Consider the following 19,292-nt stretch of genomic DNA (forward strand, 5'->3'; position numbering starts at 1 on the left):
CGGGAGATGAAACGATTCAAGGGTTTTGTGCACCGGACGAACTATATGGAGCGGACCGTCGAGCTGGCCAATCAGCGGGACGGAATCATTCATGTACCGTTCGAGGCAATCATCCACGTGGAACAATCGATGGACTAACGCCCTGGCGGTTGCTGACGTAAAATCCTTTGCTGCTTTTATAGATGTATCAGTTAAAACAATAGAATCAGGAATTAAAGGCAATGTACCAGCCAAAAGTTGCAGTACGTCAATATCTTCAAATCATAAAAAGAATAAGTCGTTCACGTTTAGATATATTTTGGGTATTATAAGGTTCTTTTTTTATATAAGTCAATTGTCGTATACTGGAAACAGAGAATGTAACGATTGCTTTCGTCATTTTGTAATCACCTTCAGAAATTATTAGAGCATTCTTCTTTATACTAGAAAACTTACTACGAACTATGAAAAATAAATAATGGGGGAAAAGACATGCTCTTTTCAAAGCGAAACAACCAAAAAGAAATTGAGATATTTCCTTATGACAATACTCTACCCGACCGTCTTCGAAAGCAAATCTATCATTTATTGGTGGATGTTTATCAGATTGAAACTGGTCATGGTTATAACACATCATCCAACGCATTGTACCGTTTAAACCAACCTATGCTATTTGCAGAAGTTCGACAATACATTTGTGCTGAACATGGTCTTCTTGATTTTTCTGATGCTCCTGGTTGCGGAAGCGATCCCAGTAATTCTATTCAATCCTGTATAATGTTCTTATTAGATTGCAAAGAAAGTGACTGGGTCGTCGATATGATCGAGCTACTCTTTAAATTCGCTGTTGATCACCGTTTAGCTGGACTCAAAACGATTGAGACCTTGAACATGCGATTCCGAGAGAACGGAGTCGGACTAGAATTTGTGGAGGACCAATTCATCAAAATCGACTCTACCCTACTCCATATGGAGGCAATTAAGCCAGCACTCCTACTCATGCATAGCGCTCAATTCGCAGGACCTTTAGATGAGTATTTAGAGGCACATGGACAATACCGTGATGGTGACAATAAAGCTGCCATCACTTCCGCCGCTAAGGCGTTCGAGAGCACGATGAAAACCATTTGCCAAGCCAATGGGTGGTCGACAGGAAAGGGAACAGCCGCCGCACTCATTCAGACACTTTTCGACAATGAGTTCCTTCCAAGCTATTATCAAACCCAGCTGACCTCACTTCGGGCGACGCTGGATGGACTGCCAACAGTCAGAAACAATAACACAGGACACGGTCAGGGCGCGACGATTGTCAATACCCCGGATTACCTGACCCAATACGCTCTCAACCTAGCTGGGGCGAACATAACCATTTTGATTAAAATATATAACGAATCTCAGAAATAGACTGATTATCTCAAGCTTAAATCAATTATGTACCTTCATCATCATGACCTTATCAATTATCACTCAAAAAGGAGTATTCATCATGAAAACATGTTTACAAGTGCAAAAATCAAGATAGTTTTTTAACAAGTCGTCACTCTGTTAATCATATTTTATTTTTTCAAACGAGACTGTTGAGAGGCTTGATAAAGCACAGGAATTGGACAATTTATTGCTTCAAAACATAAAAAGTCACAAGACCGTATCCTGGTCTTGTGACTTTGATTTTTTAGCGAAGCTCTTGACTAAGTGGGATGACGGTCTCGTCTAACGTGATTCGCCATTCTCGTTTCATCGCCGGACCATACTTTAATGGCAAAGCTTCGGGATTTGCTTCCTTATAACTTGCGAAGTCTTTGCTGTTGATGATGCCACCGATGTTTGGAATCGGATCGGCGCCGATATTATATTGAACAGCCGAGGCATATAGTTCTCGTTCCTCCACAAACCACATCTCAGCAAAATCACGGACGGCTTGTTCGTAGGCGCCTGTGAAATAGCTTCGTTTCAGTGTGAAGATGTCATCTTCCTCGATCTCGCCGCCATCAATCGCATTCAAGATGGCTCGGTATACTTCTTTGACGACCTCAGACTTGTTTAACTTCTGGAGCGCCTTCTCGATTTCAGAACGGACGTCGGCATTATTGGCCGAATAGGTGCCGAGCAACTTGTCGATATAGCTCGAGTCGACATCATAGAGCCTCGCCGTATTGTCCCCAAAGAACTCGATATCCGAGAAATCAGGCGTGTTGTCCGGGTCTCCATCGTCAGGGTCAGGCTTTTCCAGTAATGAGCCTTTGACCGTATTGTAACTGCCAACGAAATCCTCGACCGTCTTCACTTGGTCCTGGAGGGTCTTCGATTTCTCCATATCATCGTTATACTCGTCGTAGGTGACGAGTGCCTCGAAAGCGTTGCTCAGCTCCTGGAATGCTTTGACGTACTCGACTCGCTCCTCTAACGTCGAGTGTTCATCAATCTCACCAGGCTCGGCAGCCAATTCAAGCAGCGCCTTATGCGCTTTCTTGAATCGCTTCTTCGACTCCTCGTACGTCGGATAGACGAGGCTCGAGTCATCATTGTCATTCGAATAGAGGCGGGTCGCATCTTGGACGTTCTTTTCCATCAGCGCCGGCTTCCGGAACGTCACGATCAACCCTTTCGTCTTATCCGGATACGTCCGGTTCGTTCGGGAGAACGCCTGGATCAGGTTCGCATAGCTCAGGTTCCGGTCGACGAAGAGCGTCTGGATGGTCGGCGCATCGAAGCCGGTGAGCAGTCGGTCGACGACGATGACGAGGTCGATCTGGTTCCCGAACTCCTTGAACTCGGCCTTCTTGCGCGCGAGACGGTTGTTGATGTCCCCGTTGTAGCGCTCGATGTCCTCGATTGACCATGCCGTCCCGTAATAAGTGTTATAGTCACGGATGACCTGTCGCATCTCGTCCTCGACCTGCTTCGAGTTGTCTTCGTTCTCCTGCATCGAGTACGTGATGGCGATGCGTGGGAAGTCCGGGTCCTCGATGGTGCGTCCCTTCCGGATCGGGTGTCCCGCGAACTCGTTCGTCATCCAGTCCGGGTCCTGCTTTATCGTCTGGATGGCCTGATAATACCGTTTCGCCATCGCAATCGAGCTCGTGGTCAGGATGGCCGACTTCTGTGGACGACCGTTCTTGAAGTCGAACTTCGTGTAGGCGTTGTCCGGGCGGAACATCTTATGGATGACCTTCTGGATATGCTCGTCCCGCTCGTACAGGTCGTTCGGGATATGCTTCTCCTTCTCCATCGCGTCCATTCGGTCGATGAGCTCGTTCAACTCGTTGTCGGAAAGGTCGGCATGCCTCTCGTCCTGACGTAGGATGCTGAAGATGCGGTTGTTCAGCGAGGTCGGTTCGATCGTGTCCTCATGCTCGACCTGGAAGCCGAGCACGGCTCCGTCCTCGAGCGCGTTCTTGATCGTGTACGAATGGAGTAGCTCCCCATACTGGTCACGGGTCGTACGGGCGAGCTGGCCTTGCGCCTGCTTCTTGTTCTCATTGAAGATCGGTGTGCCGGTGAACCCGAACCAGGTCGAGTTCGGGAAGAAGCCTTTGATAGCCTCCATCCCCTCTGCGCTAAGCGCCCGATGACACTCGTCGACGACAAAGACGATATGTTGTCCGATAAGTTTTTGGAAGCGGTGTGTGCCCTTCTCCTCTTCCTGCTTCTGTGCGATCCGGAGCGCCGCCTCGAGCTTCTGACGCGTCGTGATGATGACCGTATTCGAGTTCGTGTCGGACAGGAGCGTCTCGCTCAGCTTTTTCGAGCTCGACGTCCCGACGATCAGACTGTTGGCTGCGGCGTTCCCCGACGAGATACCGGTGTTGAACTCCGAGGCGAACTTCGTGAACTCGCTCGTCGTCTGGCTGTCGAGGTCCTTCCGGTCGATCAACATGATGGTCCGGTCGACCCCGGGCTTCCGAGCGAGGAGTTTCGTCGAAACGAAGCTCGTCAACGTCTTCCCGGACCCGGTCGCGTGCCAGACGAATCCCGACTCATGTCGCGCTGCCGATGCAAAAAGTGCCTCAATGGCGTGGATCTGATACGGATGTAAGACCATGAGCGCCTTGTTGTCCTGGTCTTCGCTGACGATTGTGTAGTTTGCGATCAAGCGGTGCGCGTCCGGGATGTTCAACATCTGTTTCACGAACTCGTATAGGTTGTCGACTTTTCGGTTGTCGGTCGTGCGCCAGCTGAAGACGAACTTCCGATGCATGTCCTTCGGGAGCGCGTTCGCGAAATAGCGCGTCGTCTGTTCGTTCGAGATGACGAACAGCTGAAGCGTCGAGAAGATGTTGTTACGGAACAACCCCTCTTCCGCATACTTCTTGATCTGGTTGTGCGCCTGATAGACCCCGTCCTTCGCCGTCACCTTCTTCAACTCGATTTGGACGATCGGGAGGCCGTTGATGAGGAGCGTCACATCGAAACGACGGTCACGCCCGTCCTCGTCCACCTTCTGCTTGGCGATCTGATGGACGACCTCATACGTCGAGATGCCACCCCCGATGTCACGGTTCGAATAGAGGATGAGTGACATCGAGCCGAGCGAGGCATCTTCCCGCTCGATGGTGATGCGGGCGATGCCGTTCTCTCCTTTCAACCAGCGTGCCGCGTCGAACGGTGTCTGCGTCTTCGAGAGGAGCTCCGTCTTGATGGTATCGAACTCCTTGTCCGTGATCGGATGCTCCCCGATCTCAGATAGGTTGTTGCGCGTGATCTTATGTCGGAGGTTGTTCCAAAGGTCCGCCTCCGATTTTAAGTCCGGTCGATAGTTCCATTGGTTGTGCCCTTCACCGAGCACCTCGATTAGTCGATATTCGACTGCGAGTTCATCACTATGTTTCGTCTTCACCACGATTCCCCTTTTCGTCTCATTAAATTATACGAACATCTTTTGAAGGAAGCCCTTCTTCGTTTCTTTAAGAGCCTCGAGCTCTTTTTCTTTCAAATCGATGACTTCGTCCAGTTCTCTGAAGAATTTACCGATTTTGAGTTGTTCCGCATATTCTGGAATGTGCAAATTCATACGATTTAAATCAGGGAGATTAACAGATTGTACAGTAGTACCCGTCTTCACAATATTATTTAAAATGTATAATTCCTTAGACTTTATCTCTGCAACAATAAACTCGGTGTCAAATCTTTCTCTGTCAAAGATAAGTGCTTTAATATCCTGATTTATAGCAACTTCATTCAAAGAAATACTAATAGGGAATCTCTTAGCTAATATTCCGCTTCGTGTGACGATGAGTGGGGTTCCTTCCGAAACAACTTTAGTCCGATTATCTTTTACAGCTTGTTCCGTAATTAAATAAGTTCCTTTTGAAACGTATTTGTTTTTTATTTCTTGAGAAGAGAGCCAAACAATATCCCCGTTCCAATATTCCTTATTTTCTTTTAAAGGTGTAGCTCCTCCAACAAGTTTAATTACTTTTCCAAATTCAATCTGTGTCCAAGGTTCACTAAATTCATTGAAACGAATTTGCGGAACGTTCTCTCCGTCTTTAGGAAACATTTTTTGCAAGAAACCTTGTTTGGTTTGTTTGAGGGCTTCAAGTTCTTGCTGATGAAGATAAATCGTGTCATCTAAGCTTTTAAAAAATGTTCCGATTTTAGTTTGTTCCTCTGGCGAAGGGATTAACATCGGCATTACACCTAGATTTTTTCCTGATATCTCTAAAAAGGTTGATCCCGAGGCATTTTTCAGCGCATAACTTTTGATTTTATTGTTCATGGAGTATAGAAAGTAAACATCACAATTATCGTGAACGACTAGAGATTGAAAGCCTTGATTTGTAGCCCCATCTTTTTTTAAAATGGCCGTATCACCAATACCCGCCCTAGAAGTAAATAATATCGTTTTATTTGCAGGTAATATTTTTGCTGAACTTTTTTCTAAGCCTAATTGAGTAATTTTACGCACACTACCATCGGCATAGATTTTTTTTCCGATTTCAGAAGGCGAATACCAATCAATTTCACCATCCCAGTAAGTAGGCTCTTTTGTATCAGGCGTACCTCCACCGATAATATTTGTGACCTTATTCAAGGTTGTGCTCTTCCACCCTAGTGTAAATTCAGGAAATCGAATCGCTGGAATATTATTTTTCATAGTTAAACACCTCTAACGCTCCTTTGATCCATTCTGCATCTTCTTCGTCATATTGAAGTGACGAAATCATCTCAAACAGACTCGATTCTAGCTCTGTTTTCTTCTCACGGACTGCTTTTAACTCGCTCCCGATTGTTGCCAAATCGATTGGTTCTTCCTCTTCAAACGTATCGACATATCTCGGGATATTGAGGTTGAAGTCATTCTCTTTAATCTCATCAAAACTTGCGACATAAGCATATTTTTCTACAGCCTCACGCTTTTTATATGTTTCAACGATTCGATTAATGTGTTCAGTCGTAAGTTTGTTCTGATTTTTACCTTTTTCAAACTCTCGACTCGCATCGATGAAGAGTACATCACGCGTCTCACGATTCTTCTTCAAGATGACGACCGTTGTCGGAATCGATGTACCAAAGAACATGTTTCCTGGTAATCCGATGACCGCATCAATACTGCCATCCTCCAACAACTTCCTCCGAATGACACCTTCTGCTGCACCACGGAAAAGAATCCCATGAGGTAAGACGATTGCCATCGTCCCGGAGTCTTTCAAGTGATAGAAACCATGAAGGAGGAAGGCAAAGTCTGCTTTCGTCTTCGGTGCCAACTTGCCGTATCGGTTGAAACGTGAATCATCGAGGAACGTATCGTCTGCTGACCATTTTGCCGAGTACGGAGGGTTCATAAGGACCGAGTCGAACGTGTACGGCTCATCTGTCGGCCAGTCCTTGTTCAACGTGTCCCCGTTACGTAGGCGCATGTCCTCACTGTCGACACCATGAAGGATCAAGTTCATCTTCGCCAAGTTGAACGTCGTCGTGTTCAATTCTTGTCCGTGATACTTGACGCTGTCCGGATAGTTTAGATAGTTCCGAACGTTCAACATGAGTGAGCCGGAACCCATCGTCGGGTCAAAGACACTGAAGAGTTTCTTGTCTTCTTGTCCGATTGCAACGATTCGGGCCATCATGTCTGAGACTTGGTGTGGCGTATAGAATTCGCCCGCTTTCTTTCCTGCCTCTGAGGCGAATTGGCTGATTAAGAACTCGTACGCATCCCCGATGACATCGCCACCATAGCCAACTAAATCGACATGAGCCAACTTCTTTAACACTTCGGTGATGGTGATATTCCGTTGCTGATCATCTGAGCCAAGTTTCTTCGACGTCAAATCGACGTCATCGAACAAACCGTTGAACTGCTCATATTTTGAGGCCAACTCGACGAACGCCTTGTTGAGGTCGTTCAATTGGAAGATATTTTGCTGTGCATGGTCAGCTAAGACGTTAAAAAGATACCCCGGTGCAATGTCGTAACCGAGCGTGTCGACCAATGTCTCAATCAAGTCATCCTTGATCTCATCATCCGACATCAGCTCTATATAAAATTCCGTCTGTTTCTTCTGCGTGTCATATTCCTCTAGCGAGGCGTCCGCGCTCACTACCACCTTCTCCAAGAGCTTGTCTGAGAGATGCTTATAGAAGATGAGACCTAGCAGGTAGTTCTTATATTCCGAGGCGTCCATTTTGCTGCGAAGGTTGTCCGCTGCGCTGAACAGTTTTTGGTTCAATGCTGACATGTCTATTTCTCCTGTCTAATATTCGAAGTTTAGTGATAAAAAATTATTCCACACTAAGAATTATAACGTTTCTGCTAGACTTCCGAAAGCAGAGCCTTACCCAATATTTTACACACCATTTCGTTTAATCCAACTTATAATAGAGAATACTCATGAATTAGTCATTCTGGGTCGCTACCTCCTATGTTCTATACAAATATATAACTCGCAATTTCAACTGATTTTCTCAAGATTTTAAACTTACGTAATTAGGAGGAATTAGGATGCACAAAAAAGATAATTCTCTCGACAAGAAGAAATTTGAGGAATCAGAATTAAAGAACAAACGTCGGCAGTCTTTAGCTTTAGAGCCAACCATTCCGCTTAGTGAATTAACACTAACAGACCCTATCATGAAAGTGACGCTATGGATCGGGAGTTTTGGCGTTTATAACGAATCCATTTTGACTTTCTATTCGAACGGCTTCGTTAAACGAGAACTGTTCATCCTTCAAACGTTTGGCGAGGAACAACGGATAGAATCCGGTTGGTACAACCAGGATGACTCTGCAAGAGTCTTAAAGAAATTCAATTCCTTTAAGACGCAACTCTGGCCGGAGCTGTTCGTAGAAACAGAAACAATCACTCACGATGGGACGCAGTGGAAGTTGGAGGTTTGTAAGACGGGGGAGGAGACTCGTTCCTATAGCGGCAGCAATGCCTATCCGACGAAGTGGCGTTCCCTCAAAAAATTGTTCGGCCACTGTTGACGTCCAATCGTTTATTGACCAGCCCCTACAGAAAGGTGTGAGGATGCCACATGGGAAAGAAACGAAAACCGGTCCGCAAAGTCGTCAAATATGCCCCTCAACTTGTCTTAGAGTCTGCCTCGTCACTCGGTCATTACGGAGCCCTTGCTTTTGAAATAGTAACCAATCCACTCAAACTTCTCTCGGTCAATTTTTCCGACGAGCTCGCAAAATCTCCCTACGTGAAATACCGGCGCCGCTTCATGGACTATCTCGCATGGAAACTGTATTCGGAGGGCGATATGACCCTCGAGAACATGTCCTGGCTCATGGACGAGTTCAAGACACGCGATGATGTCGTCAAACTGTTCATCGCCCGTGCCAAAGAGATTTCGGAGACCAATCACTCTTATCAGGCGACCATTCTATTGGCCATCTACTCTGCGAAAGTTTTTGCCCGGCCAGAACTCGCCGCAAGCAGTGAGTCCGCTTTCTTCTTGCATCTTCTGTCACAAGTGAATGATAACGATCTTCGCCATTTTGAACTCATCTATGACCACGCGGCTGCTCTCGAACATAAATTTACTCCACTTTACGCTTGTGACGCTTATTATCAATCGATCGGTGATCCAGTCTTTCAACAACTTCCCCCTCAAGAACGAGAAGCTGCTCTCTTGGCGAGGTTAAGCGATGACCCGGAATTCGTCTCGTTTTACACAAGTACAGACAAGCTGACATTCCTGGGTGTGTTGATGCAACGTTCGTTCAGTTACGGAAGCATCGGACATACTCAAATCTCATTGAATCCATATAGCGATACGTTGAAAGAACTGTTAGAAGAGTCCCGGTTGTTGGAAGATTCCTTGAGGCGTTCATCGAGACCTTCGTAACCTCGATCTCGAACCGTCTAGTCTCGGTATTAATGCCTCCTGATCAATCCGGAGTTTGTGTATACAGAGTCCTTGACATATGGTCATATCTAATCAAAAGTGACGAGAACACTTTAAAATGTATACATTTCGACGTCGAAATGTATTAGGCTTGTCAGCAATGCCTCGTCTTGTGTTTACGTAGTAAATACGCGAAAATGGAAGTGAGATGAATGCGAGTCAACATGCGTTCAAATGAGAAATCTATCAAATGGTAAAGTGGTGAATGCTGTGCAGTCTAATGAAACCAAAGTGACCTCTTTTCGAGTCTCACAAGAGGTAAAAGAACACATCCAGCGGTTGTCGGAACAGCGGCAGCTGTCGACGAATCAATTGTTTGAAGAACTGATCACCTTGGCTGATAAACAGGTGCCAGACCCATTGATCAGTGAGGAGAACGATGCTCTCCAGGCTGCATTGAATCAAGTGCTGGCCCTTTTCAATGAACGAGCCACGCGGCTCGAGCTTCAATCAAAGGAACACGAACGGATCTGTTCGCGCTATCAAAAGACGATTCATGACCTTGAGCAAAGCATCATCATAGAGTCGGAACAGCTCAAAGAGGACTATGAGCGTCAAGTCGCGGCCCACGACCAGGAATTAATTCCACTTCAACATCAAGTGGAGCTCCTGTTCGCCGAGAAACAAAACGCTCAGGACGCCCTCGAGACCGAACGTGCTTCTTTCAAAGAGGAACTGAAGGCTCAGAAGAAGTTGGTCTTTAATTTAGAAGAAGACGTCAAGAAGCTCGAGCTAGAGCGCAGCCAGCTCAATCGTCAAAACCAGAACCTGATGGACACGCTTGACGAGTTGAAGGCACGAACGCGACGAAGCGACCAACTCGAAGAGGAGAACCAAAAACTTCATTTGGAAGTGCAGCTTCTCCGTCGTGAAAAAGAGGCGTTCGAGAACCGGTTACAGGAACAGGTCGAGCTCGCGGTCTTGCGGGAGCGGAACACCCAACAAAATAAACAATGATACGAAAAGGGTACTAGATTGAGTCAACCAGTGACTAAATCTAGTACCCTTATATTTATTACAAAGTAAGGATTTAACGGTTCGCAGAAATCGTATGATACATGTTCAATGACTTGACCAAAGATGCTTCCTACGCACGTAGAACCATAACCTCATGAGAGTATAAAAATGACTCCATTTGGTCCAATTAAGATTTTACCCGCAATCCACGCATCTTGAATCGATTACGCTTTTCTTCTAATTTCACTTTCATATCTACCGAGAACGTACTTTCAGGAGTGTTGTAGGCACGCCGTGCTGCCATACTAAGCATTTTTGCCACATCCTCTGCCCGGTCGTCCTGTAAATCATGCAGTGAAGATCGAACATACTGGCGAGCCATTTCTCGGTCACGTAGCGATTCAGGGACCGATACATGACGACTTAATGCCAGGGCCAATTGAGCCGTCTCTAAGCGATAGCTTGTCCCGCCTGCCTGCATACGATTCAGTTCATCCGCTAGCTCGCTTTGCAGACGTACATGATTGCTGTCTGTCATCGGTCACCCTCCTCTACTCTTCTTTTGATTTATTATATACCCTTTTCCTGAAAAATTCGACTTAAGTCATGCACGTTACAAAATGGATCGTCCCACGTCATGTTACCCTTGTATTCCTCTACAAGATCAAGCAGTTTTTCTTTATCGCAAAGTTCCAATAGATTCGTCTTTTCGAGATCCTCTAGATCCTTTTGGCGAGAGGAGAAGATCTTGGTACATGCTAAGAGTTCAATGTCAGGGATATATACATCAATCGCCTCGAACAGACCTTCAATCTTATGACGGAATTCATTTTCTCTAAAGTCTTCACGAGGTGGGAACTGAATCACCCCTTCGACAATTTCAATTTCGTATTCATGAAGTGCTTCTTTCAATTCAGGCGTCACAACACCCTCCGTCACGCGAATATCAACATCTCGCGTAGGACGATACTCGGCATCTTTATTCATCATTTCAATGAAGAGAAGAATCCCTGATGCGCCAACCACGACAAATTCGACTTCGATGTCTCTTGAGGCGCAAAACGTATCAAGCACGAGCAAGGTATCGATAATACTTTCAACGTCCTTGTATTGATTGGAGTAAGTCATGTATGTCCCTCCTAATGAAAATGACCCACTCTGATCCGGTATGTTAGGAGTCTTCGTGGGCCATGATGTATTTCACATCTCTCAATTTAATTCGTATTTAAATAGGCACTGAGAGCCCGCCGGATAATCTCATCTTCTGACACGTGTTCTTTTTGCGCGGCTTGCGTTAATCCGACGTATAAAGGATCTGTCAAATCAGCAAAACGAATCTGTACACGCATTGGCTTCACAGATTTAGTTTCGACTTCGAGCACTCGTTGTTCCTGACGCTCAATCAACATCCGTTTCACTTCACGGAGTTCTTCACGTGTCATCTCGTACACCGTCTTGTCTCCTGAAGCAGTGTAGTATTTTTTATTCTCAAGTAACGCGAGCTTTGGATCTTCTGGCCACGACAACAACTCAGCAAGTTTTGTCGCACTGAAATCTTGTTCGATGGTCTTTTCTAAAATGTTTGGACCGAATGTGTTCCAAAAGGAGACGAAGCGACTGACTTGAGGGTGTGACATTCCAATTTTGTTTAAAAAGTCTTTCCAAGTTCCTTGTTCTTTTTGGAACTCTTTTTTTGTTTCAGGATCACGGAATAGACTGTTCGCATGGGCAAGTATACGACACTTTTCGACAAAACTAGTCGCTTGAATCGCATCGATGTGGTTGTAATATTGAACGATCCCGTCCATGTCCTCGGGAAGCTTCTTCGTAATGATACGTGACAACCCCGTCGCTGGGAGGGCCTGATAAGGGTTCGACACGGTCGTCGTCGCAGAGAACTCTTTTACGGCCTCGACTTGTTCCGTACGGCTATCCGCCGCTTGTTGATTCTGATTCACCGGAAGGTTGGCACTGAACGTCGAGATTTTAGGCGTATGTTTCTTTCGGTTGCGTGTCATAAAGCAAGTACCTCCTGAGCAAGTAATAGATAGGCGTCGGTTGCTGGGCTCTTGTGATCAATGACCGGACGAGACTCCCGTTGTAGTGTCTGTACCTTCACCGCGTAAGGTATCGTCGTCAAAATCGGGATACCAACTTCTTTTCCGAGTTCTTCAAGTTCCTCGACTGTCGTGACATCCCCTTTTGAACGGGCGCTCACCATTGTCGGGATGAACGCTGCGATATGGATGTCTTCCCGGAAGCGTTTCATCTCTTCCAATTCTTCAGGTGCGGAGTAGACAGCATCCATCGAGAACTTCTGCATCTGGACAGGCATCACAATCCGGTCCTGCGCGACAAGTGCGCAGCGAGCGTATGGGTTGAGCGCCGAAGTCGATCCTGGACAGTCAATCAAACAGATATCAAACAATTCGTCGATTTTGGTAAGTTCTTCGCTGAGGCGATACTCATACCCGATCTGGCTTGTCAGGTCACTCGGGGAAGCTGAGCGCCTTGTCGGGACAAGATAGACCGTTCCCGTCTCATACTCGCACGTCACGATCACCTGTTCGATTGGTGTATAGAATGGATCATTCTCTTCAAGGAGGCAATCGAGTAAGACCTTGCCTTCATAATCGTTTGTCAGACCGAGCCCATTCGTCGAAGACGCCTGGTCGTCCGCGTCGATGACGAGGACACGTAATCCGTCACGAGCATAGGCATGAGCCAAATTGATGGTCGTCGTCGATTTCCCGACACCGCCCTTTCGATTGTACAATGCGATTTTCTTCATGATTCGTCTCCTCGCTTCTCGTCTGTAACGTCGATGATATTGTCGTTCACGGTCCGCTCGATAATTTCCGTCAACAGCTCACTTACACTCCTGTTTTGTGCATGCGCATACTGTTGGAACTGATCGGACAGATCCGACGGGATTCGTGCCGAAAGAACCGCAGATGGTTTCTTCGTTTTTTGAAACGGGCTGACTTTGACTTGTTGGGCAGGCTCACGTGTTTTACGGGCCTCGCGGATTTGTTTGACCGTCAATTCGTCGACACCCCGAGACTCGCCGTCGATATAGAGTCCCTGTTCGACGACTTCTTCAACGTTGTCGAGATACATCAATTCAAACAGCTTGGAAGCCGGGAGGCTCGCAAGTGATGCTTCGAGTGGATGTAACGTCTCATAGGCTTTGATATACCGGGATGCAAGAGAACTCGACATCGAAACGGCTTCGAGGAAACCGATCCATTCTTTTTTGTCATGCATCTCAGAACGGGCGATGACGAGCCGCTTCCCGATCTCGAATACAGAAATCGTTTGAACTTTTGAGAGCTCGTTGATTTCATGGACGAGATCTTCGACTTCTTTCGACACCGGAAGTTTTTGAACGAGTGTACTGATATTCGTCAAACCGCTCTGATACGGATGCTGCTCACTCGGTTTGATTTTATGAATGTTTCGGTTCCGTGCCTTCATGACGTCTCACCTGCCTGTCGAACGACTTGCTTGGCCAATAGTCGAAACGGTTCAGCGAGCATCTTCGATTCCTTGGAGCGGTACTGGATGACACTTTTCCCACTATCGGCAGCTTTCTCGATGAAGGTGGATCGTTTGACCATCGGAAGGATCTCTATTGCCTCTTCCTTCGCTATGGCTTCCATTGCTTCATAGTATTCTTTATCTGCCTTTAACGAAGCATCCATGGCGACGGGAAGAATACCCGTGATGACAAGTTCTGGATTATAGAATTTTTTCACTTTTTGAACAGTACGGACCGTACTCGCGAGTTGATCGAACACGAGCTTCTTCGGCATGAATGGGATGACCGTCATATTTGACGTCGAAAGCACGACTTTCGAGAGTTCATTGATTGATGGGACCGAGTCTAAGATGATCCAATCAAACTCATCCTCGAGTGGTGCAATCATGTCCTTTAATAGGAAGAGCTTGTCTTGCTCAGAGATTAAATTGATCAACCTCGCATTTCGTTCATTCGAGGGGAGAAGACTCACGTGATACGTTTCATCATCAAACAGGACTTCTCGGATATCGAGATTCCGTGTATGTACATCAAACATCGTCATATACTTGATCGTATCGGATTCTTTTAACATCAACTTACTGAGCGAGCCTTGGGGATCCAAATCAATGATGAGGACTCGTTGTCCCAGCTCACCCAAGGCGTAAGCCATATTCAAAGAACAGGTCGTCTTGCCTGATCCACCTTTCGATATGTAAAACGTTAGTATGTTCATCTTTTCTCCCCTTTGTCTTTCATATCATGTCACATTCACTCTTTCCATTCAACACAAAAACAGCAAAGACACTGATAAATTCAATACGAATATGTATACAATAATATTTTTGGTTTGTATACGATTTTTGCATCTAAATATTTTCTGTATACGTTTCGACGTCGAATTGTATACAGAGACATTTTTGGACTATGTATTTATACAAAGTTCCTGTTGTGAACGTCATTCATATTTGTAGATCTTTTCTATAGAAGAAATACTTGGCACATCTGGATATGATTTAAATAATAGAAGAAGAGATAAAACCATATTCTTCTGAGTTAAAAAAATATAAATAGATTAGAGAGAGTTAAATAAAGATTAATAGAATTAGAAAAAGAAGAGGGTCTCTCAATCTAGTCATACCAATCCTTCTGACGATTTAAGTGAAAAGAGATATTTCAAAAGGGCCATCGTTTCGTTCACAAAGGTTCATTTTTTTTCAACTCTGATTTGAGAATTAAAAAACAAGAGAGGATTTAATTCAGTAAATCCTTGATTACTTAACTACTTGGTTTGATTTTTTTCCTAAAAGTAAAAAAAAGCAGATTCAGTATGCAATGATGACTTAGAACGAATGAGAAACAATATAAACAGAAGGAAATACCTGAAAAAATGGGTCGTTTTCATATATATTTTCAAAAATGAACATGACAAATAGACCATCATGCGATAGCCAATTTTGCCTGGTTCTCTTTTAGTCGTTGGTGAAGATAGAAAATTGGCTCCTCAAAGAACAGCTTATGGGTGCTCGAGTGGACCAAGTCCTCACGATGGTGTAGGAATGCCTGTTTTAACTCTTCGACGACCCGTTTGAATGTCTCGGCCCCGAATGTATCGCTCATCGAGAAGAGTGAGTCACGGTTGACTTTGAGTGCATCAAAGTCGAAGAATTCCCCTACTCGCTTGCGCAATTCGAACCACAGGAGTTGAACTTCCGAGCGGTCTTTCTCTTTGATCTGCTTACTGTCTTGCGCAGCCGAGAGCTGAACTTCGAGTAAGAGGGGGCGCGTCACGTCTTGGACTCGTTTCTTGAGTGAGACATTTTGTTTGACCATGTTCAAGAAATGCTTACTGTCTTCGACAAGCGAGACCTGAAGGAATGTAAGACCAGACATCATCTTTTGGATGGCGAGCTTATGGCCACAGTATTTAGGAAGGAATCCTTTGATCTCATCGTAGGTCAGGATGGCTTGTTCATTTGACTGGACATGAACATCTTTCTCGACCTGGACGATTGTCCGTAGCGCGAGTCGCAACGTATTCACATTATCGAGTGCGATCAGTTCGGACAAGAGACCGTGCCAAACAGACGTATACCCGGTCTTCGAATCGACCGTTGCACCGTCCACAAACAAATCACGATAGTTTTCAAGGTAATCCGTCAATTGGATTGAGATCACTCCTGGGAAGTGACGTACGACCGTCATGAGCCCATTCTGTTCGAAGGTCTTCAAGTTGTTATGTAGGGAGCGGACCGACGTGCATGCAAAATTCGCGACCATGTGGTCTTCAATGAATTCGACTTTCCCTTGGTCATCGGCATAGGCGAGAATGGAGAGAATATGGCGGATTCGAGACTTGGTCCATTTGAAGGCCGTGAAACAGGCCGGAATGTTATAGTGATGCTGCTCGTAACGATAGTGATCTGGGCGTTTCGTCCAACGCGTCAATCCGCTCATCGCGACCAATAGTTTATTGGCGATTAAAATATGTCGATTCGTTTCCATCATCTCTCCCACACCTCCCCTAACCTAAAATATGCTAGTTTCAGTATCCAGCTCTTTCAAGATAGTGTCAAAGTGCGTTTTCAGTACGGTGTTTTGTTACCAAAATGAAAAATACGTTGATATAAAGCCATTTTGAACCGACAAAAATATGCATTTTCAGTACGGTCATTTGTTACCAAAATTGATTCATCCGCTCTATAGCGCCATTCCTTTAGAGAATGGAGTAGATTTTTTTAGATGGAAAGGAGAAAAGTGTAGTTTTGGTACGGTGTTTTGTTACCAAAAAAGTAAAAGTGTAAGTTTGGTACGGTCGTTTGTTACCAAAAGAGAAGGAAATGTAGTTTCAGTACGGTCATCTGTTACCAAAAAGGCAATAAGAGTCTTAAAAATTTATTTTCTAAATAGCGATGAATCGATAAAAATGTAGTTTCTGTACGGTGTTTCGTGACCAAAATAAGAAAATGCACTTTCAGTACGGTCATCTGTTACCAAAAAACGAAAAGTGCAAGTTTGGTACGGTCACCTTTTACCAAAATCGTTGAAATCTGATATAAAGGAAAGCCATATTCACCAAGAAAGGCGATTTGATTGAACATCTATCGAATCTTAAGATGAAGATTTAGGGGAGATAGATTCAAACCAGCGCCATTTTTTAAGAAGAATGAGAGGAAAGTGTAAGTTTGGTACGTTACAAGAGAAGATATAATTCAAGATGTCCGACGATACTCGAAATCATTGGACGTGTTGGTTCCGACTTCACTGTTAAATTCGAATCATCGTGATTCATGTGAAACAATGGAGTAAATCAATTGAAAAGAACCCAGCTAGACTGGGTTCTGCGCGATTATAGTTATAACAGTAATGTGTCCGCATGACCTGGCAATTCCCATGACTCCAACGGGTAGAAGGTGAAGAAATAATAATCACCAGAGCGATGCCATTCCTTCAGGATGAAATCATGTTCCTTGATTCGATCCAGATTCAACTCAAGCTCTTTCAGGTTATCGGCCTTTCGGACCTTGTTGAATCGAATCGAATATGTGAACTGACGCCAGTGCCTACGGACGGGTTGCTGCTCCCCGGTCTGAATGGAGCTCATCCGCTCTTTTTGTAGGACGAAGGCCAGATGATAGGCAAAACTGCCTTTCAACTGTTCGATCTGTTCCCCGTAGATGCTGACGATCTGTTGTTTCAACAGGTCGTCGTAGATTTCCTCACTGACCGTGACGATGACCTGGCTCTCGGCTAATGTCGTCGCATTTTTAATGGTCACCGAGGAGAACAGGCCTCGGATGAAGAAGTCCCCGTCCTCGTTGTGTCCTGCGACCCGATAATAACCGAGCTTCATGAGACGTTGCGTCGTCAAATCGTAGCTTTTTCCACTGTCGTTCGCATACAGCTTCTTGACGAGCTGCGAGAGCGGGAAGATGATTTTACGGCTTGTCTGGAACGTCATGTCCCGGTACGCGAGAATCTCTGTGAAGGCCTCGAAATCTTTCGAGTCGAGATCAGGCACTTTCCCGTTCAATTCTTGGATGAACTCTTTGCTGACGAGGACAGAGAGGTGGTCGGGAATCCCCTTCTTGTATTTCGGGATGACCGTGTCATAGTTTTGAAGCTCGAGATTCAGCTGCGACGCTTCGTTCAGTTTCTCATCCAACAGGTCTGTCTGGTTCTTGATGCGGTCCGACATACCGAAGAACGGGATATCGACGGCGAGCGTCGGAGAGTGGTGCGCAGTCGGTTGGTTGAGGTCTACTTCTTTGGCGACCTCCCACAGGATCATCAAAACATCCGTCTTGAGTGAGGTCTTTTTCTGATTTACCGTCTTTTGGGACCAGTAAGGATACGTATGGATTAACAGATTCGGATTCTCAGCCCATTCTTTCAATTCTAGGATGCATTGTTGCATATAACCTTCGATGGTTTTCACGTGAAACTCTTTCAGGAAGGCTTCAGGGCCGACCAAATGATGATATGCGGTAATCATCTCGAACCGGGCACGCAATTCTTTCTTCGGGCCACGCCCCTCTTCGTAGTTTCGGATGGCAGCCTGCACCCATCGCTTCTTTAGCTTGTTGAATGAATGATAACGTATCTTCTTATAAGAAGCCTCTAAATTTTCGAATTGATAGTGCTCTTGATAAAGTGTCGTGACGAATTCCTGGATATCAAAGATAGACACGCTGTGGAGAATCTCCTCCATACGATGCCTTTGAATAGCCGTGACCGCTTGAGAAATGATGAGTTGTTGCGAGCGGCCATTGGAGGTTGATTGAGTCTCCATATTGATCACCTCTTCTAAGGATAAATATAGCACAAATTAAGGCATATTTTTTTATCCAATTTAAATTATTTCAAATACCGTAGTTTTCAGAAAAGTGTGCGCCGGCGCACACTTTTAGAATATAAATATTGTAGATAAGGCGATTTCTTATTCTTTCACTCTGTCTTCGACAATAAAAGAAAATAAAGATACTTTACAAACAACTAAGCATCATGATGTGTCAGTGCTCTTGATTTTTTTTGGAATTATTTAAAATAAATTGATCAGTTTTAAATGAAAAGCGGACTTAGCATGTTCGAATTTGTTTGTTCATGAAGCTTATAAGCATTTAGAAAAGTATGCGCCGGCGCACACTTTTGAAGAACGAAAACCAGAAAGAATTGAGGATCGGTATGCAGATGAGTTTGGAGAGGGACCGATGATTAGAAACATCGACCTGAAAGTGTGCGCCGGCGCACACTTTTGAAGAACAAAAACTAAAAGAATTGAGGGTTGGTATGCAGACAGAGTTGGAGAGGGACCAATGATAAGAAATATCGACCTGAAAGTGTGCGCCGGCGCACACTTTTGAAAAACAAAAACTAAAAAGAATTGAGGGTTGTGTAATGCAAAATAGGAGTGCAGAAGTGTGCAACGGAAACGTACACAACTCTGCACTCCTATTTTAGAAAAGAAAAAGGACTTGCC

At 45.1% G+C, this 19,292-nt stretch carries 15 protein-coding genes; 4 read left to right on the top strand and 11 right to left on the bottom strand.

Going from position 1 to position 19,292, the window contains the following annotated elements; translation table 11 throughout:
• Positions 1-471 precede the first annotated feature (471 nt).
• A complete protein-coding gene (locus KNP72_RS15220) occupies positions 472-1,383 on the top strand; it encodes an STM4504/CBY_0614 family protein (RefSeq protein ID WP_214834311.1) in 912 nt (303 codons plus the stop codon).
• 268 nt (positions 1,384-1,651) lie between these two features.
• Here the strand turns inward: KNP72_RS15220 and KNP72_RS15225 are convergent, their stop codons facing one another.
• Genes KNP72_RS15225 through KNP72_RS15235 form a run of 3 tightly spaced genes read right to left on the bottom strand, consistent with a single transcriptional unit; the run spans position 1,652 to position 7,658 of the window.
• Entirely contained in the window at positions 1,652-4,819 is a 3,168-nt protein-coding gene (locus KNP72_RS15225; protein ID WP_214834314.1) for a type I restriction endonuclease subunit R, EcoR124 family, read from the bottom strand.
• Between the two features lie 24 nt (positions 4,820-4,843).
• Complete coding sequence (locus KNP72_RS15230) at positions 4,844-6,076, bottom strand: restriction endonuclease subunit S (protein ID WP_214834317.1); 1,233 nt, start codon at positions 6,074-6,076, stop codon at positions 4,844-4,846.
• Positions 6,066-7,658: a type I restriction-modification system subunit M gene (locus KNP72_RS15235; protein WP_214834320.1), complete on the bottom strand. Its 1,593-nt coding sequence runs from the start codon at positions 7,656-7,658 to the stop codon at positions 6,066-6,068. Before KNP72_RS15235 ends, KNP72_RS15230 begins: the two co-directional genes overlap by 11 nt.
• Positions 7,659-7,921: 263 nt before the next feature.
• Between KNP72_RS15235 and KNP72_RS15240 the strand changes: the two genes are divergently transcribed.
• The 3 genes from KNP72_RS15240 to KNP72_RS15250 all read left to right on the top strand — a co-directional run bounded on the left by KNP72_RS15240 (position 7,922) and on the right by KNP72_RS15250 (position 10,293).
• Positions 7,922-8,407: a hypothetical protein gene (locus tag KNP72_RS15240; RefSeq protein WP_214834323.1), complete on the top strand. Its 486-nt coding sequence runs from the start codon at positions 7,922-7,924 to the stop codon at positions 8,405-8,407.
• 50 nt (positions 8,408-8,457) lie between these two features.
• A complete protein-coding gene (locus KNP72_RS15245; RefSeq protein ID WP_214834325.1) occupies positions 8,458-9,276 on the top strand; it encodes a hypothetical protein in 819 nt (272 codons plus the stop codon).
• Between the two features lie 270 nt (positions 9,277-9,546).
• On the top strand, positions 9,547-10,293 hold the full coding sequence (locus KNP72_RS15250; RefSeq protein WP_214834328.1) for a hypothetical protein: 747 nt from the start codon (positions 9,547-9,549) through the stop codon (positions 10,291-10,293).
• A gap of 187 nt (positions 10,294-10,480) precedes the next feature.
• On the opposite strand, the gene KNP72_RS15255 is transcribed toward KNP72_RS15250, so the two are convergent.
• From KNP72_RS15255 to KNP72_RS15290, 8 genes are all read right to left on the bottom strand, one after another.
• Positions 10,481-10,831 carry a hypothetical protein gene (locus KNP72_RS15255; protein ID WP_214834331.1) on the bottom strand — a complete coding sequence of 117 codons (351 nt, stop codon included), beginning with the start codon at positions 10,829-10,831 and terminating at the stop codon, positions 10,481-10,483.
• Positions 10,832-10,863: 32 nt separating this feature from the next.
• Positions 10,864-11,421, bottom strand: coding sequence for a DUF6036 family nucleotidyltransferase (locus tag KNP72_RS15260; protein WP_214834334.1), 558 nt, complete (start codon positions 11,419-11,421; stop codon positions 10,864-10,866).
• 86 nt (positions 11,422-11,507) lie between these two features.
• Entirely contained in the window at positions 11,508-12,311 is an 804-nt protein-coding gene (locus tag KNP72_RS15265) for a hypothetical protein (protein WP_214834337.1), read from the bottom strand.
• The gene (locus KNP72_RS15270; protein WP_214834339.1) at positions 12,308-13,084 is read right to left on the bottom strand and encodes a ParA family protein; all 777 of its coding nucleotides are present in this window, start codon (positions 13,082-13,084) and stop codon (positions 12,308-12,310) included. Before KNP72_RS15270 ends, KNP72_RS15265 begins: the two co-directional genes overlap by 4 nt.
• Positions 13,081-13,770 (bottom strand): DUF3102 domain-containing protein, encoded by a 690-nt coding sequence (locus KNP72_RS15275; protein ID WP_214834342.1) that lies wholly within the window; start codon positions 13,768-13,770, stop codon positions 13,081-13,083. Before KNP72_RS15275 ends, KNP72_RS15270 begins: the two co-directional genes overlap by 4 nt.
• Entirely contained in the window at positions 13,767-14,549 is a 783-nt protein-coding gene (locus tag KNP72_RS15280; RefSeq protein ID WP_251129060.1) for a ParA family protein, read from the bottom strand. The genes KNP72_RS15275 and KNP72_RS15280 overlap by 4 nt, the downstream gene beginning before the upstream one ends.
• Before the next feature lie 704 nt (positions 14,550-15,253).
• A complete protein-coding gene (locus KNP72_RS15285; protein ID WP_214834344.1) occupies positions 15,254-16,318 on the bottom strand; it encodes a hypothetical protein in 1,065 nt (354 codons plus the stop codon).
• 850 nt (positions 16,319-17,168) lie between these two features.
• On the bottom strand, positions 17,169-18,605 hold the full coding sequence (locus KNP72_RS15290) for a hypothetical protein (protein ID WP_214834347.1): 1,437 nt from the start codon (positions 18,603-18,605) through the stop codon (positions 17,169-17,171).
• Between the last annotated feature and the right edge of the window lie 687 nt (positions 18,606-19,292).

Origin of the sequence: Exiguobacterium sp. s152, assembly GCF_018618335.1 — a bacterium.
In the GTDB taxonomy this organism is placed as follows: Bacteria; Bacillota; Bacilli; order Exiguobacteriales; family Exiguobacteriaceae; genus Exiguobacterium; species Exiguobacterium chiriqhucha.

Excerpts from the sequence above, each read along its gene's own strand:
- KNP72_RS15220 (WP_214834311.1), top strand. The coding sequence starts at position 472 with ATGCTCTTTTCAAAGCGAAACAACCAAAAAGAAATTGAGATATTTCCT.
- KNP72_RS15230 (WP_214834317.1), bottom strand. The coding sequence starts at position 6,076 with ATGAAAAATAATATTCCAGCGATTCGATTTCCTGAATTTACACTAGGG.
- KNP72_RS15235 (WP_214834320.1), bottom strand. The coding sequence starts at position 7,658 with ATGTCAGCATTGAACCAAAAACTGTTCAGCGCAGCGGACAACCTTCGC.
- KNP72_RS15240 (WP_214834323.1), top strand. The coding sequence starts at position 7,922 with ATGCACAAAAAAGATAATTCTCTCGACAAGAAGAAATTTGAGGAATCA.
- KNP72_RS15245 (WP_214834325.1), top strand. The coding sequence starts at position 8,458 with ATGGGAAAGAAACGAAAACCGGTCCGCAAAGTCGTCAAATATGCCCCT.
- KNP72_RS15255 (WP_214834331.1), bottom strand. The coding sequence starts at position 10,831 with ATGACAGACAGCAATCATGTACGTCTGCAAAGCGAGCTAGCGGATGAA.
- KNP72_RS15260 (WP_214834334.1), bottom strand. The coding sequence starts at position 11,421 with ATGACTTACTCCAATCAATACAAGGACGTTGAAAGTATTATCGATACC.
- KNP72_RS15265 (WP_214834337.1), bottom strand. The coding sequence starts at position 12,311 with ATGACACGCAACCGAAAGAAACATACGCCTAAAATCTCGACGTTCAGT.
- KNP72_RS15270 (WP_214834339.1), bottom strand. The coding sequence starts at position 13,084 with ATGAAGAAAATCGCATTGTACAATCGAAAGGGCGGTGTCGGGAAATCG.
- KNP72_RS15275 (WP_214834342.1), bottom strand. The coding sequence starts at position 13,770 with ATGAAGGCACGGAACCGAAACATTCATAAAATCAAACCGAGTGAGCAG.
- KNP72_RS15280 (WP_251129060.1), bottom strand. The coding sequence starts at position 14,549 with ATGAACATACTAACGTTTTACATATCGAAAGGTGGATCAGGCAAGACG.
- KNP72_RS15285 (WP_214834344.1), bottom strand. The coding sequence starts at position 16,318 with ATGGAAACGAATCGACATATTTTAATCGCCAATAAACTATTGGTCGCG.
- KNP72_RS15290 (WP_214834347.1), bottom strand. The coding sequence starts at position 18,605 with ATGGAGACTCAATCAACCTCCAATGGCCGCTCGCAACAACTCATCATT.